The sequence below is a fragment of the Blastomonas sp. genome (genome assembly GCF_041747255.1).
Classification (GTDB): Bacteria; Pseudomonadota; Alphaproteobacteria; order Sphingomonadales; family Sphingomonadaceae; genus Blastomonas.
Map to the genome: position 1 here is coordinate 1 of NZ_JBGTFM010000500.1, position 1,555 is coordinate 1,555.

Consider the following 1,555-nt stretch of genomic DNA (forward strand, 5'->3'; position numbering starts at 1 on the left):
TCCGCGATCCCGGCGGCGACCGCGCGGCGCACCGCCTCGCCCACCGATCCCGCGACCGCGACATGATTGTCCTTGATCATCGCCGCATCCCACAGCCCCATGCGGTGGTTGGCCGCGCCGCCCATCCGGGTGGCGTATTTCTCGAGGTGGCGCAGCCCGGGCAGCGTCTTGCGCGTGTCGAGCAGCGTGCAGTCGGGATTGTCCATCGCGCGGACATAGTCGCGCACCATGCTGGCGATGCCCGACAGGTGCTGGACGGTGTTGAGCGCGGCGCGCTCGGCGGTCAGCATGGCGCGGGCATTGCCCGACAACCGCATCAGTCCGGTGCCTGCCGGCACCCCCTCGCCCTCTGCGACCAGCGTTTCGATGGCCATCTCCGGATCGAGCGCGCGGAAGAACGCGGCGGCGATCGGCAGGCCGGCGACGACGATGGCATCGCGGCTGTCCATCACCCCGGAAAAGCGCGCCTCGGCGGGGATCACGCTCTCGCTGGTGACATCGCGCCCGCCGCCGGGCAGCCCCTCGCCGAGATCCTCGGCCAGGGTGGAGCGGACGAATGCGGTCAGATCGAAGCCGGGAAGGGTGAAGGCGGTCATATCGGCGGAGTGGCGCAGATCGGCGGCGGGCTCAAGTCTGCGGTGCGCGGGCGTGAACATCCATTCAACCACTTCGGTGGTTCCAGCCGAATACGGCATTAAGCCTGTATTGCTGAAGCGCCCGGCCCGGCCTATTTGCAACACGTCATCCAAATGGATGGTGGGCCAGTTTCTTATGCGACCCGGAAACTGGCCCAATTATCTTTTTATATGGTCACTTTTCAGCTGCCTGGGTGCAGTTGGCTGTACTTCATAATCCAGCATTCCTGCCCCGTATATTGTTTTTAGACCCCCCATAATTGGAAATTACTATGTCATCAGCCCTTCATGATATCGTCGATACTGCTGTTGCTGCCGGAGCGTTCGAAACTCTCGTTGCTGCCGTGACCGCCGCGGATCTTGGTTCAACCTTGAAGGGCGAAGGTCCCTTTACCGTGTTTGCCCCGACCGATGATGCTTTCGCCAAACTGCCCGCGGGAACGGTCGAAGACCTCGTGAAGCCAGAAAACAAGGCCAAGCTTGCAGCGATTCTGACCTATCACGTGATGTCCGGCAAAGTGATGGCCGCTGATGTCGCCGGACAGAAGCTCGAACCTGCGACCGTCAACGGCGCGACGCTGCACGTGGATGGTACCGATGGCGTGACGGTCAATGGCGCCAACGTGGTAACGGCGGACATCGAGTGCACCAATGGCGTGATCCACGTCATCGATGCTGTGTTGATACCCGAAGGCTAATCAATTTCGGCAAGCCTCAATCATGCCCGGTGTCCGCATCGGGCATGATTGCTGGCTCTGGGCAATGGGCCTGCGCGACCCAAATCAATGCACGAAGCGCGCCACCACGTCGCGATAGCTGCGGCTCACCTTCACCTCGGCGCCGCTGTCGAGCACCAGGAAGCACTCGCCATTGGTGTGCGGCTTGACCTGGCGGACCTGGTCGAGATTGACGATGGTCGA

Annotated in this window: 3 protein-coding genes; 1 reads left to right on the forward strand and 2 read right to left on the reverse strand. The window is 62.3% G+C overall.

Features of this window, described 5'->3' with window-relative positions:
• Nucleotides 1–596: nicotinate-nucleotide diphosphorylase (locus ACEW8G_RS16585; protein WP_373489500.1), on the reverse strand; the 596-nt coding region annotated here is incomplete at its 3' end.
• A gap of 311 nt (nt 597–907) precedes the next feature.
• Here ACEW8G_RS16585 and ACEW8G_RS16590 point away from each other — a divergent pair.
• Complete coding sequence (locus tag ACEW8G_RS16590) at nt 908–1,333, forward strand: fasciclin domain-containing protein (protein ID WP_373489499.1); 426 nt, start codon at nt 908–910, stop codon at nt 1,331–1,333.
• A gap of 84 nt (nt 1,334–1,417) precedes the next feature.
• Here the strand turns inward: ACEW8G_RS16590 and ACEW8G_RS16595 are convergent.
• Nucleotides 1,418–1,555, reverse strand: a 138-nt coding sequence (locus tag ACEW8G_RS16595; RefSeq protein ID WP_373489501.1) for a LytTR family DNA-binding domain-containing protein, incomplete at its 5' end; no start/stop codon positions are given.

Bases quoted from the DNA above. Each gene is read 5' to 3' on its own strand.
- ACEW8G_RS16590 (WP_373489499.1), top strand. From the start codon at position 908: ATGTCATCAGCCCTTCATGATATCGTCGATACTGCTGTTGCTGCCGGA.